This window comes from Iodobacter fluviatilis, from assembly GCF_004194535.1.
In the GTDB taxonomy this organism is placed as follows: Bacteria; Pseudomonadota; Gammaproteobacteria; order Burkholderiales; family Chitinibacteraceae; genus Iodobacter; species Iodobacter fluviatilis_A.
The window spans coordinates 373,259-388,454 of the sequence record NZ_CP025781.1; the positions used below are offsets into that span (position 1 = coordinate 373,259).

General features: G+C 49.6%; 3 protein-coding genes and 1 pseudogene. 3 read left to right on the top strand and 1 reads right to left on the bottom strand.

Annotation, left to right across the window (positions count from 1 at the left end):
- Position 1: 1 nt before the first annotated feature.
- Positions 2 to 850 (bottom strand): PA4780 family RIO1-like protein kinase, encoded by an 849-nt coding sequence (locus tag C1H71_RS01640; protein WP_130105018.1) that lies wholly within the window; start codon positions 848 to 850, stop codon positions 2 to 4.
- Positions 851 to 1,436: 586 nt separating this feature from the next.
- On the opposite strand from C1H71_RS01640, the gene C1H71_RS01645 reads away from it, so the two are divergent.
- From C1H71_RS01645 to C1H71_RS01655, 3 genes and pseudogenes are all read left to right on the top strand, one after another.
- Positions 1,437 to 1,820, top strand: coding sequence for a YhcH/YjgK/YiaL family protein (locus C1H71_RS01645; protein WP_130105019.1), 384 nt, complete (start codon positions 1,437 to 1,439; stop codon positions 1,818 to 1,820).
- 89 nt (positions 1,821 to 1,909) lie between these two features.
- Positions 1,910 to 2,044 (top strand): annotated as a pseudogene (locus C1H71_RS21855) (YhcH/YjgK/YiaL family protein); the annotation flags it as partial.
- 282 nt (positions 2,045 to 2,326) lie between these two features.
- Positions 2,327 to 15,172, top strand: coding sequence for a VCBS domain-containing protein (locus C1H71_RS01655; protein ID WP_130105021.1), 12,846 nt, complete (start codon positions 2,327 to 2,329; stop codon positions 15,170 to 15,172).
- Positions 15,173 to 15,196 lie beyond the last annotated feature (24 nt).

Below are 15,196 nucleotides of genomic sequence, written 5' to 3' on the forward strand. Positions count from 1 at the left end.
ATTAATCTTCTTCCATTTGAAAGCGGCGACGGCTGAGCTCTTCTTCTTTTACGCTATCGATTTCACGCATTAAGCCACGTACATCCGCTTTTTTCTCGCTGCGTCTTGCGCGGCCAGTGAGCACCACTTCTGGATGCAACTCGCCTTTCTCGTAATGGCTCCAAATCTCAAAGGCGTAATCCGTATTCAGTAACTCAGGGGCAAATTGCCCGAAGTACGCGGCCAAATTACCCACATCACGTTCCAACATACTAAAAGCGCTATTATTACCGGCCGCATCTACCGCTTGGGGCAGGTCAATAATCACAGGACCATCAGCATCAACCAAAATATTGTATTCAGATAAGTCGCCATGAATCACACCCGCGCACAGCATTAATACCACTTGCTTGATCAGCATCGCGTGATACGCCAGTGCCACCTCGGCGCTTAATACAACGTCATTTAAGCGTGGTGCAGCATGGCCAGCGGCATCAGTAACCAGCTCCATCAAGAGCACGCCTTCAAAGCAATTATATGGCTGAGGCACGCGCACGCCGGCAGCAGCTAAGCGGTGCAAAGCATCTACTTCGGCGGTTTGCCAGACTTCTTCGGCCATTTTGCGGCCATAGCGGCTGCCTTTTTCCATGGCACGGGCATCGCGTGAGCCTCGAACCTTGCGGCCTTCTTGATACGCGGCATTTTGCTTAAAGCTGCGCTGGTTCGCTTCTTTATAAACCTTGGCGCAGCGCACATCGTCGCCACAGCGCACTACGTAAACCACGGCTTCTTTGCCACTCATCAGCTGGCGGAGTACTTCATCAACAAGTCCATTCTGAACAAGAGGTTCTAATCTTTTCGGGGTTTTCATTTTCCAAAGTCCGGTATTAGCAAACAGCAAGCTGCCTTATGCCATAAATTCGCTTTTAGCGCAAAGCTCTAGAGTAAAAAGGATTTTTCTTGCAGCACATACCCAACACAATACTGACACCAAACATGCAACATACACAAGATTTGCCAATGTAAAACATTCACGCAGCTACAGTGCCCAACAAAATACCACGCACCCGAGCAATAAAGGGGCAACCCATCCCCCCCATTGCAGTGAACCCAAAGCCCACAAGCTCTATACTGTAGCGATATTAAACATTTGAGATCAGTATGTTTCTGGGGTCTGTTGACGTTTCATTCACGGCTGCGTTTGGCCCAGTTTTGGGGCTGAACAAGGAGAAAATGGCGACATGGCACGAGTACTATCAGCGATTTTTAACTTTCGTTCCGCCCCAAAAGTGGGCTAAACCCGAAGGACTGAGCCGGAAAATGGCCATTCACTGCGTGATGCTCCTCGACAATAACCCGTTATTGCCTTCGTCGCACGCCTTGTGCTTGGCCGTTTTCCGGCTCAGCGCAATGGCGAATGAAACGTCAACAGACCCTACCATTTAGACCTTCCTAATCTGCCACTCCCCCCTGCGATAGAAGCCGCACTTCATTACCTGCGTAACACCGATTTTTCGCACATGGCCGTCGGCCGCTACCCCATTGATGGCGAGCAGATGTTTGCCCTCGTTCAGAGCCCGATCACTCAGGGCTGGGATGCCGGAAAGCCAGAATTTCACTCCCGCTATATTGATATTCAATATTTATTAGAGGGCGAAGAGCTCATTGGCTATGCCATTAGCGATCATACACTCAGCAAAAAATACGATCAGCTCGCTGAAAGAGATATTGCTTTTGTCGCCCCCATTGAACACGAATCTAGCAGCCTGTCGGACTTAGACGGTCGAAGCGAAAAATCGCATGGTCGAGACCAGATTTTGCCGGATTTGCAGCGCCAATAACGAGTTATTGGTCAAAAATCTGGTGAAATATAGGCCGATCAGGTGATTTTGCAGCTGACTGATGCTAAGTCCGACAGGCTGCTAGGCTAAGGCTAACACTAGGGATGTTTGCCATTTTTTACCCAGGTGAGCTGCATAAGCCATGCCGAGCGGTGAAGGAGCCACTATTAATTAAAAAAGTGGTCATTAAAATTTCTAAAGATTTAGTCGCAAACGACGCTTAAAGGCAGTTAATACAAGTGCTGGTAATTAAATAATGCCCCCTGCTAGCAATTGCAAAAACCTGCACCACACACCCAAATCACTTCCTAACAGGCGATGACAATACTAACTAAGCTAAATGCTAAGTAGCTCGCCTTTCACCCCCCTTTCAATCACCCCGCTTCAGCTCTTAAACCCAATCTACGCCCAGCCTCGCTAGCTTACCTGTACTTCAGTACAGTATTAGAATTTACTAAACCTGCTTACAATCCGCGTCATCCTCATTTAACTCTGGTTAATACCTCATGGCCGAACAGATCAAGACCACTCAAGCGCATGCAACAATCGTTCAAATCGATGGCAAGGTATATTTGCGTGATGCAAGTGGAAAAACTGTTCCCCTCCAAAAGGGCCAAGAATTAAATGAAGCACAAATCTTAGTAACTGATGCCGATGGGTATGTGCAATTACAAATACCAAATGGCCAGCTCATCGATATTGGCCCAACACGCACAGTGCAAATCGATGCACAGATGCTGGGCAGCGCCACCTTTGATGCCGCGACCGCAGCGATTAACGATTTAGCGGCCTCCACCGCTAAAATTGCCACTGCAATCAATAATGGGCAAGACTTAAGCACCGAATTAGAAGCCACGGCAGCGGGATTGGGCGGCACTGGGCAAGGTGAAGGCCATTCCTTTGTGCAACTCTTGCGCGTGGCCGAAGGTGTTAACCCCCTCGCTTTTAATTTCGCCACAAACTTTGAAACCACACCTAACGATGCCCCCCCTACTCAAGCAATCATCGTTGCAGAGCAAGGCATTCTGGCCGTTAATGACGCAGTTACCTTAGAAGAAGACGGCCAAAGCCGCATTAATGTGCTAGGTAACGACAGCGGCAACAACATCACAGTAAGTAGCGCAAGCGCAAGCAACGGCACGGTTGTAATCAATACTGACGGCACAATCACGTATAAACCCAACGCAAACTACAACGGCCCCGACCAAATCACCTACACCATTACCGATGCAAATGGTGCTGTCAGCAGCGCCACGGTTGCGGTTACCGTTACCCCCGTGAATGATCTGCCTACTCAAGTTGACAACAACGGCAATCCAACGAGCACCCCCGTACAAATCAGTACCAAAGAAGACACCCCTATTGCTGGCAAAGTAAACGCCAAAGATCCTGATGGCGATACACTCACCTTCACCCCTAAAGATCAACCCACACACGGCAGCGTAACCGTCAACCCTGACGGCAGCTACGTTTACACCCCTGCCCCTGATTACAACGGCAAAGATAGCTTTACGGTAACTGTGGGCGATGGCAAAGGCGGCACGGCCATCATCGTTGTGGATGTCACCGTTGACCCCGTTAATGACGCGCCAGTAGGCAACAACCAGAGCGTTACTACGCCAGAAGACACCCCAATCACCGGCAAGCTAATCGCAAGTGATAAAGACGGCGATCCACTGACTTTTGTAGCCAAAGATCAGCCAACACACGGCACGGTCACCGTTAAGCCGGATGGCAGCTACGTTTACACCCCTGCTCCTGATTACAACGGCAAAGATAGCTTTACGGTAACTGTGGGCGATGGCAAAGGCGGCACGGCCATTATTACTATTGATGTAGGCATCACACCAGTTGAAGACCCAACCAATATCAGCGGCACAGATCTTGGCATTGTTCAAGAAGATGGCGTGCTGATTGCAGAAGGCAAGCTGAATGTGTCAGACAAAGATGCCGGTCAGTCTGAAATGCAACCAGCCTTCATCCAAAACGAATTCGGCACCTTTGCAATAGATAAAGACGGCAAGTGGTCGTTTACGCTGGATAACAACGCCAAAGAAGTACAAGCCCTCACCAGCCAAGACAGCTTTGACAAGACATTTACCGTGCAATCACTCGATGGCACAACACATGATGTAGTGGTAACAATCAAAGGCCAAGATGACGCCGCTAAAATCACGCCAAACAAACCAGGTGATGACGCTGGGCAAGTGAAGGAAGACACCGTTCTGACTACCAGCGGAACCTTGCTAGTAAATGATAAGGACGCCGGTCAATCCAGCTTCCAAGCGCAGACTGACACCGATGGTACTTACGGCAAGTTCAGTATTGATGCAGATGGCAAGTGGATTTACGTGCTGAACAATGCTGCATCCAATGTTCAAGCCCTGAAAGACGGCGAGGTAAAGACTGAAACCTTCACCGTTAAGTCTGCTGATGGCACGACTTCCAATGTGGTTGTGGCGATCATAGGCACAAACGATGCAGCGATCATCACGCCAAATAAACCAGGTGATGACGCTGGCCAAGTGAAAGAAGATGTAACGCTGACTACCAGCGGCACCTTGCTCGTTAACGACAAAGATGCAGGCCAATCCAGCTTCCAAGCACAAACGGATGTGATGGGTACTTACGGTAAATTCAGTATTGATGCAAATGGCAAGTGGACTTACGTGCTGAACAATGCTGCATCCAATGTTCAAGAGTTAAAAGAAGGCGAAACCAAGACTGAAACCTTTACCGTTAAGTCTGCTGATGGCACGACTTCCAATGTGGTTGTGACAATTGTCGGCACCAATGATGCAGCGATCATCACACCAAATAAACCAGGTGATGACGCTGGCCAAGTGAAAGAAGACGTAACGCTGACGACTAGTGGCACGCTGCTGGTTAATGACAAAGACGCCGGTCAATCTAGCTTCCAAGCACAAACTGATGTGGCTGGCACTTACGGTAAATTCAGCATTGATGAAAATGGCAAGTGGACTTATGCGCTGAACAATGCTGCAGCTAACGTTCAGGCTCTGGCAGAGGGCGAAATCAAGACCGAAACCTTTGCCGTTAAGTCTGCCGATGGCTCCACATCAAGCGTGGTTGTAACAATTGTCGGTACCAACGATGCTGCGATCATCACCCCAAATAAACCAGGTGATGATGCTGGCCAAGTGAAGGAAGACGTAACGCTGACTACCAGCGGCACTTTGCTCGTTAACGACAAAGATGCAGGCCAATCTAGCTTCCAAGCACAAACTAATGTGGCTGGCACTTACGGTAAATTCAGCATCGGCACGGATGGCAAATGGACTTATGCGCTGAACAATGCAGCAGCTAACGTTCAGGCTCTGGCAGAGGGCGAAATCAAGACCGAAACCTTTGCCGTTAAGTCTGCCGATGGCTCCACATCAAGCGTGGTTGTAACAATTGTCGGTACCAATGATGCAGCGATCATCACCCCAAATAAACCAGGTGATGATGCTGGGCAAGTGAAGGAAGACGTAACGCCGACTACCAGCGGCACTTTGCTCGTTAACGACAAAGACGCAGGTCAATCCAGCTTCCAAGCGCAGACTGACGCCGATGGCACTTACGGTAAATTCAGCATCGGCACGGATGGCAAGTGGACTTACGCGCTGAACAATGCAGCAGCTAACGTTCAGGCTCTGGCAGAGGGCGAAATCAAGACCGAAACCTTTGCCGTTAAGTCTGCCGATGGCTCCACATCAAGCGTGGTTGTAACAATTTTCGGCACGAACGATGCAGCGATCATTACGCCAAATAAACCAGGTGATGACGCTGGCCAAGTGAAAGAAGACGTAACGCTGACGACTAGTGGCACTTTGCTCGTTAACGACAAAGACGCAGGTCAATCCAACTTCCAAGCGCAGATTGGCACCGATGGTACTTACGGTAAATTCAGTATTGATGCAAATGGCACGTGGACTTACGTGCTGAATAATTCATCCACCAATGTTCAAGAGTTAAAAGAAGGCGAAACCAAGACCGAAACTTTCGTGGTTAAGTCTGCTGATGGCACGACTTCCAATGTGGTTGTGACAATTGTCGGCACCAACGATGCAGCGATCATCACCCCAAGCAAGCCGAGCGACGATGCTGGCTCTGTCAAAGAAGATACAACGCTGACTACCAGCGGAACCTTGCTCGTTAACGACAAAGATGCAGGCCAATCTAGCTTCCAAGCACAAACTGATGTGGCTGGCACTTACGGTAAATTCAGCATCGGCATGGATGGCAAGTGGACTTATGCGCTGAATAATAATGACCCGATAGTTCAAGCCCTGAAAGACGGCGAAGTAAAAACTGAAACCTTCACCGTTAAATCAGCAGACGGCACAACAAGCACGATTACCGTCACCGTAAACGGCACAAATGAAACCGCCACCGTCGGCCACGGCGCAGTACAAGAAGATACCGTTCAAAGCAGCACTGGCACGCTGACTGCTACCGGCGGCGCGACCTTTGTGCCGCAAACCGATGCCGCAGGCACTTACGGCAAATTGACACTGGGCAGCGATGGCAAGTGGACTTACACGCTGAACAACGATGCGGATAATGTGCAAGCCCTTAAAACCGGCGAAACAAAAACCGAATCATTCGATGTTGTGCTAAGTGATGGCACAAAGACCACCATCACCATCGATGTTCAAGGTCTAGACGACAAGGCCATCATCACCCCAAGCAAGCTGGGTGATGACACAGGCGCTGTCAAAGAAGATACAACGCTGACTACCAGCGGAACCTTGCTGGTGAATGACAAAGATACCGGCCAATCCAGCTTCCAAGCACAAACTGATCTGGCTGGTACTTACGGTAAATTCAGCATTAATGCAAATGGCAAGTGGACTTATGCGCTAAACAACGCTGCGGCTAACGTTCAGGCACTGAATGAAGGCGAAACCAAGACCGAAACCTTTGCCGTTAAGTCTGCTGATGGCACCACTTCAAGCGTGGTTGTGACAATTGTCGGCACCAATGATGCAGCGATCATTACGCCAAATAAACCAGGTGATGACGCTGGCCAAGTGAAGGAAGACGTAACGCTGACTACCAGCGGAACCTTGCTGGTGAATGACAAGGATACCGGCCAATCCAGCTTCCAAGCGCAGACTGATCTGGCTGGCACTTACGGTAAATTCAGCATCGGCACGGATGGCAAGTGGACTTATGCGCTGAATAATTCAGCCACTAATGTTCAAGAGTTAAAAGAAAGCGAAACCAAGACTGAAACTTTCATCGTTAAGTCTGCGGATGGCACCACATCAAGCGTGGTTGTAACAATTGTCGGTACCAACGATGCAGCCGTGATCACCCCTAGCAAACTGGGTGACGATGCTGGCCAGGTTAAGGAAGACGTAACTCTAACTACCAGCGGAACCTTACTCGTTAACGACAAAGATGCAGGCCAATCCAGCTTCCAAGCGCAGACTGATCTGGCTGGCACTTACGGTAAATTCAGCATTAATGCAAATGGCAAGTGGACTTATGCGCTAAACAACGCTGCGGCTAACGTTCAGGCACTGAATGAAGGCGAAGCCAAGACCGAAACCTTTGCGGTGAAGTCAGCGGATGGCACAACTTCCAATGTGGTTGTGACGATCATAGGCACGAACGATACAGCGATCATTACGCCAAATAAACCAGGTGATGACGCTGACCAAGTGAAGGAAGACGTAACTCTAACTACCAGCGGAACCTTGCTGGTGAATGACAAGGATACCGGCCAATCCAGCTTCCAAGCGCAGACTGACACCGATGGTACTTACGGCAAGTTCAGTATTGATGCAAATGGCAAGTGGATTTATGCGCTGAATAATTCAGCCACCAATGTTCAGGCACTGGATGAAGGCGAAACCAAGACCGAAACCTTTGCCGTTAAGTCTGCTGATGGCACCACTTCAAGCGTGGTTGTGACAATTGTTGGCACCAATGATGCAGCGATCATCACACCAAATAAACCAGGTGATGACGTTGGCCAAGTGAAGGAAGACGTAACTCTAACTACCAGCGGAACCTTGCTCGTAAACGACAAAGACGCAGGTCAATCCAGCTTCCAAGCACAAACTGATCTGGCTGGTACTTACGGTAAATTCAGCATCGGTACGGATGGCAAATGGACTTATGCGCTGAACAATAACGATCCCATCGTTCAGGCGCTAAAAGACGGCGATGTGAAGACTGAAACTTTCACCGTTAAATCAGCAGACGGCACAACAAGCACGATTACCGTGACGGTCAACGGAAGCAATGAATCCGCCAGCGTCGGCCACGGCGCAGTACAAGAAGACACCGTTCAAAGCAGCAGCGGCACGCTCACCGCCACTGGCGGCGCGACCTTTGTGACGCAAACCAATACGGCGGGAACTTACGGCAAGTTAACTGTAGGCAGTGATGGCAAGTGGACGTACATACTCAATAACGACGCTGACAATGTTCAAGCCCTTAAAACTGGCGAATCCAAAACCGAATCCTTCGATGTAACGCTGAGCGACGGCACAAAAACCACCATCACCATCGACGTGCAAGGTCTAGACGACAAGGCTGTGATCACCCCGAGCCAACCGGGTGATGACGCAGGCTCTGTCAAAGAAGATACAACGCTGACTACCAGCGGAACCTTGCTAGTGAATGATAAGGACGCCGGTCAATCCAGCTTCCAAGCGCAGACTGACACCGATGGTACTTACGGCAAGTTCAGTATTGATGCAAATGGCAAGTGGACTTATGCGCTGAATAATTCAGCCACCAATGTTCAGGAGTTAAAAGAAGGCGAAACCAAGACTGAAACTTTCGTCGTTAAGTCTGCTGATGGCACGACTTCCAATGTGGTTGTGACAATTGTCGGCACCAATGATACAGCGATCATTACGCCAAATAAACCAGGTGATGACGCTGGCCAAGTGAAGGAAGACGTAACGCTGACGACTAGTGGCACTTTGCTCGTTAACGACAAAGACGCAGGTCAATCCAGCTTCCAAGCACAAACTGATCTGGCTGGCACTTACGGCAAGTTCAGTATTGATGTAAATGGCAAATGGACTTATGCGCTGAACAATGCAGCAGCTAACGTTCAGGCTCTGGCAGAGGGCGAAATCAAGACCGAAACCTTTGCCGTTAAGTCTGCTGATGGCACAACTTCCAATGTGGTTGTGACAATTGTCGGCACCAATGATGCAGCGATCATCACCCCAAGCAAGCCGAGCGACGATGCTGGCCAAGTAAAGGAAGACGTAACGCTGACGACTAGTGGCACTTTGCTCGTTAACGACAAAGACGCAGGTCAATCTAGCTTCCAAGCACAAACTGATGTGGCTGGTACTTACGGCAAGTTCAGTATTGATGTAAATGGCAAATGGACTTATGCGCTGAACAATGCAGCAGCTAACGTTCAGGCTCTGGCAGAGGGCGAAATCAAGACCGAAACCTTTGCCGTTAAGTCTGCTGATGGCACAACTTCCAATGTGGTTGTGACAATTGTCGGCACCAATGATGCAGCGATCATCACCCCAAGCAAGCCGAGCGACGATGCTGGCCAAGTAAAGGAAGACGTAACGCTGACGACTAGTGGCACTTTGCTCGTTAACGACAAAGACGCAGGTCAATCTAGCTTCCAAGCACAAACTGATGTGGCTGGTACTTACGGCAAGTTCAGTATTGATGCAAATGGCAAGTGGACTTACGTGCTGAACAATGCTGCATCCAATGTTCAAGAGTTAAAAGAAGGCGAAACCAAGACCGAAACTTTCGTCGTTAAGTCTGCTGATGGCACGACTTCCAATGTGGTTGTGACAATTGTCGGCACGAACGATACAGCGATCATTACGCCAAATAAACCAGGTGATGACGCTGGCCAAGTGAAGGAAGACGTAACGCTGACGACTAGTGGCACTTTGCTCGTTAACGACAAAGATGCAGGCCAATCTAGCTTCCAAGCGCAGACTGACACCGACGGTACTTACGGTAAATTCAGCATCGGTACGGATGGCAAGTGGACTTACGTGCTGAACAATGCTGCGGCTAACGTTCAGGCTCTGGCAGAGGGCGAAACCAAGACCGAAACTTTCGTCGTTAAGTCTGCTGATGGCACGACTTCAAGCGTGGTTGTGACAATTGTTGGCACCAATGATGCAGCGATCATCACGCAAAATAAACCAGGTGATGACGCTGGCCAAGCAAAGGAAGACGTAACGCTGACTACCAGCGGTACTTTGCTCGTTAACGACAAAGACGCCGGTCAATCCAGCTTCCAAGCGCAGACTGATGTGGCTGGTACTTACGGCAAGTTCAGTATTGATGTAAATGGCAAGTGGACTTATGCGCTAAACAACGCTGCGGCTAACGTTCAGGCACTGAATGAAGGCGAAGCCAAGACCGAAACCTTTGCGGTGAAGTCAGCGGATGGCACAACTTCCAATGTGGTTGTGACGATCATAGGCACGAACGATACAGCGATCATTACGCCAAATAAACCAGGTGATGACGCTGGCCAAGTGAAGGAAGACGTAACGCTGACGACTAGTGGCACTTTGCTCGTTAACGACAAAGATGCAGGCCAATCTAGCTTCCAAGCACAAACTGATGTGACGGGTACTTACGGCAAATTCAGTATTGATGTAAATGGCAAGTGGACTTATGCGCTGAATAATTCAGCCACCAATATTCAAGAGTTAAAAGAAGGCGAAACCAAGACTGAAACCTTTGCGGTGAAGTCTGCCGATGGCACCACATCAAGCGTGGTTGTGACAATTGTTGGTACCAATGATGCAGCGATCATCACCCCAAGCAAGCTGGGTGATGACACAGGCTCTGTCAAAGAAGATACAACACTGACTACCAGCGGAACCTTGCTTGTTAACGACAAAGACGCCGGTCAATCCAGCTTCCAAGCACAAACTGATCTGGCTGGCACTTACGGCAAATTCAGTATTGATGCAAATGGCAAGTGGATTTATGCACTGAATAATTCAGCCACCAATGTTCAGGAGTTGAAAGAAGGTGAAACCAAGACTGAAACCTTTGCGGTGAAGTCAGCGGATGGCACGACTTCCAATGTGGTTGTGACAATTGTCGGCACCAATGATGCAGCGATCATCACCCCAAGCAAGCTGGGTGATGACACGGGTTCTGTCAAAGAAGATACAACGCTGACTACCAGCGGAACCTTGCTCGTAAACGACAAAGACGCAGGCCAATCCAGCTTCCAAGAACAAGCTGATGTGGCTGGCACTTACGGCAAGTTCAGTGTTGATGTAAATGGCAAGTGGACTTATGCGCTGAATAATTCAGCCACCAATGTTCAAGAGTTAAAAGAAGGCGAAACCGAGACCGAAACCTTTGCCGTTAAGTCTGCTGATGGCACGACTTCCAATGTGGTTGTGACAATTATCGGCACCAATGATGCAGCCATCATCACACCAAGCAAGCTGGGTGATGACACAGGTTCTGTCAAAGAAGATACAACGCTGACGACCAGCGGAACCTTGCTCGTTAACGACAAAGATGCAGGCCAATCTAGCTTCCAAGCACAAACTGATGCGGCTGGCACTTACGGCAAATTCAGTATTGATGCAAATGGCAAGTGGACTTATGCGCTGAACAATAACGATCCTATCGTTCAGGCGCTAAAAGACGGCGATGTAAAGACTGAAACCTTCACCGTTAAATCGGCAGACGGCACAACAAGCACGATTACCGTGACGGTCAACGGAAGCAATGAATCCGCCAGCGTCGGCCACGGCGCAGTACAAGAAGACACTGTTCAAAGCAGCACAGGCACGCTGACTGCCACCGGTGGCGCGACCTTTATGCCGCAAACCGATGCCGCAGGCACTTACGGCAAGTTGACGCTGAGCAGCGATGGCAAGTGGACGTACATACTCAATAACGACGCTGACAATGTTCAAGCCCTTAAAACTGGCGAATCCAAAACCGAATCCTTCGACGTAACGCTGAGCGACGGCACCAAAACCACCATCACCATCGATGTGCAGGGTCTGAATGACAAGGCCATCATTGGTCAAGGCCAAGGTGATGTCGGCGCAGGTACAGTCAAAGAAGACACACCAGCGCAAACCACCACAAGCGGCCATCTGACGGTTACTGACAAAGACGCCAGTGAAGCCAGCTTCACGCCACAAAGCGTGAAGAACGCTTACGGCACATTCACCCTGCAAGCCAATGGTAATTGGAAGTTCGATATCGACAATACCAGCACCACGGTTCAAGCATTGAAAGAAGGCGAACAGATCAAGTTTGATCTACCCGTAACGAGCTTGGATGGCACCACTGGTAAAGTGAGCATTACTGTCATCGGCACCAACGATGCGGCCATCATTGGTCAAGGCCAAGGTGATGTCGGCGCAGGTATCGTCAAAGAAGACACACCAGCGCAAACCACCGCAAGCGGCCATCTGACTGTTACTGACAAAGACGCCAGCGAAGCCAGCTTCACGCCACAAAGCGTGAAGAACGCTTACGGTACCTTCACCCTGCAAACCAATGGCGATTGGAAGTTCGATATCGACAACAGCAGCACTACGGTTCAAGCACTGAAAGAAGGCGAGCAGGCTAAGTTTGATCTACCCGTAACGAGCTTGGATGGCACGGCAGGCAAGGTCAGCATCACCGTGATCGGCACGAATGATGCACCAAGCAGCACGGGTGGCGCGGTAACCGGCTCCGAAGATACGGTTTACGCCTTTAAATGGAATGACTTTAATGCCGTCGATAGCGATACAGCGGCAAGCAGCCTTTCGATCAAATTAAGCTCGCTTCCTGCGGACGGAATATTGCAATTTAATGGGCTCACCATTACTAACCCAGCCCAATTCACCATCAGCAAGGCCGATATTGATGCGGGTAAGCTGACCTTTGTGCCAGATGCTAATGAATCGGGGAACAATAGCTTTAACACGGCTGGCACTGGTGATCAGAAATCGGACTATGCGAAATTTGATTATCAAGTGAATGATGGCAGCGCCAGCAGCGACAAAGTCAGCATGGTGGTAGACATCAAGCCTGTAGCCGATATGCCGGTCATTTCGATTGGTGGGATCAGCATAGTTGATGGCACCACAACCACCGTTACACCACCAAAAGGCAATGGTTTAATCCAGCAGTACTACGCACCCAACACAAATGACAATCTAAACACCACCACGGCCAGAACGCCAACGCTGATCGAAACAGCACTTGAAGGCAAAACGCCAACCAGCACCACACTGGTGAGCTCAGCCGATGTGTATATAAATAATGGCGCATCTGCACCAAGCGGCATCGCTACTGATTCTGCCTACAGAGTCAGCGGTTTAGTTTTCTTAGAAGAAGGCAAAAACTATACGTTCAGCGGCTATGTTGACGATACTTCCCTACTTAAAATTGGCGGCGTAGAGCTAATGAATCGCCCTTACGATGGCTATGGCACATTTACCGCTACGCCATTTGTCCCTAGTAAATCAGGCTACTACACCGTTGAGTTTCTCGTTTACAACGCATCCAACGTAGGTGCGATGGATCTAAATGTAAGCGTCAATGGCGCAAAAGCCATCGATTTTAATACCAGCAACTTCCCGCTCTTTAGCAATTTAGCTCAGCTAGAAAGCACCGGCGGCTTGCACAGTAATATGGTGGCTACAGGCGATGGCGGCTACTACCCACAAGGCATTAGCGGGCAGGAAGACAGCTTTATCAAGCTGTTTGGCTTGGCGGCAAAACTCAGCGATACCGATGACTCTGAAACCCTGCAAAGCCTTTCACTCACCGAGCTTAAAGCCGGCAGCACCGTTTTTGATGGTGTGCATACCTATAACGCGCCTAGCGATAGTTCGGCTCTCAATCTAAAAGGTTGGGATTTAAACAATCTGCAAATCAGACCGCCCCGTAACTTCTTTGGCGAATACAAGGTTGGCCTGCAAGCGGTGAGCGTAGAAAACAGCACGGGTGAAACAGCAACCAACAACGCCTTTGTATCGATTCAAGTCGCCAATACCAACGATACGCCTACGACCAGCGACGATAGCGCAAGCATCCGCGAAGACAGCACACCGAACCCAATTACCGGTAATGTGCTGAGCAACGATAGCGATGTAGATGGCGATAAGCTGGTGGTTCAGGCCATCAACAACATCGCCGCCAATGTAGGTAAAGCCATCAGCGGCCAATTTGGCCAGCTCACGATCGATCTGGACGGCAACTATCGCTACACACTGGACAATAACAACCCGCGTGTAAATGCACTTAACGACAGCGACTCCTTAAGCGAAAAATTCACCTACACCGTATCTGATGGTAAAGGCGGCACATCTACAGCCACACTCACGATTAATATTCAGGGCCATACCGATCCGGTGGTGATTATGGGCTCCAGATTTAATGACCAGATTGGCGATCTGTTTGGTGAATCAAACAATCTGTGGACGAATGAGAAAACAGAAGGCACGGTGATTGATCTGCAATTGGGCGGCGGCTCTGTTGCAGGTGCACCTAATCCAAACCCTAGCCAGCGCTTCCAGTACACCCAGTCAATTGATCAGGTCATTGATGCAGGTGGCGGCAACGATTACGTTGAATCAGGCCGCGGCGATGATGTGATTTATGCTGGGGACAGCGATTCTGCAGGCTACAAGTTTGCAGATATTCTGGGCCAGAAGCTAATGACGCTGGATTTAGGCTCTTTAATAGACTCCAGCACTCAGCTGTTTAGCGCCACTGCAGGAGTAAGCAATCCTAAGGCCGACGTGGTGAACGGTGGGAGCGGGCATGACGCCATCTTTGGTCAATCAGGTGTGGATCTGCTCTATGGCCATACCGGCAATGATTACCTTGATGGCGGCAACGAAAACGATGCCTTACGCGGTGGGCTTGGTAACGATGTACTGCGTGGCGGCTCGGGCAACGATGTCCTCAGAGGCGATGCCGGTGATGATGTCTTCCTCTGGATGCCAGGCGACCAAGCCGTTGCACGAGGCGCTACAGCCGCTGGCACAGGCAACGAGTTTGGAGTGGGTGCCAATGTCAACGTGGTAAAAGCCGCTACCGATGTGGTAATGGACTTTAATCAAAATGTTACAGCGGGCAATAACGATAAGCTCGACATGCGTGACCTGCTGATTGGTGAAACGCATGGCAGCAACGATATTGGTAACTTACTCAACTATCTGCACGTTGAAAAAACCAGGGGTAGCACGGTGATTCACGTCAGCACCGCAGGGGAATTTAATACTGGCTACAGCGCCGGTAAAGAAGACCAAACCATTATTTTGCAGGGCGTTGACTTAACCGGTGCAACAGATGCAGATATCGTCAAAAACCTACTACAAAACAACAAGCTCATTGTTGATTAAACCCCAAAACGGCTCCTTAAGGAG